Origin of the sequence: Neolewinella lacunae (assembly GCF_014349155.1) — a bacterium.
GTDB lineage: Bacteria > Bacteroidota > Bacteroidia > Chitinophagales > Saprospiraceae > Neolewinella > Neolewinella lacunae.
Genome location: NZ_JACSIT010000008.1, coordinates 1 through 221, shown reverse-complemented (window position 1 = coordinate 221; position 221 = coordinate 1). Strand labels below are relative to the sequence as shown.

Genomic DNA, 221 nt, shown 5'->3' with positions numbered 1-221 from the left:
ACTACGTCGTAGGTGATCCGCAGCTTGAAGCACTCTTCGCCGGCGGCAATCGTGCGCAGTGTGTCGATGTAGTGCGTCGTCGTGATCAGGTCACACGCCAGCTCTTCGGCTACGATACCGTCGTAGTCCGGAACTTCGGCGCAGGTGCCCTCTTCGTCCGTCGGGAAGGTGATCCGGTAGTCGTGGATGCCGTAAACCGTGATCCGCTGCTGGCAGACCTG

The 221-nt window shown here is 60.6% G+C and carries 1 protein-coding gene; it reads right to left on the bottom strand.

The features are described from left to right. Window positions 1–221 (bottom strand): hypothetical protein (locus H9S92_RS00040; RefSeq protein ID WP_187464690.1); only part of this gene is annotated, 221 nt, incomplete at both ends.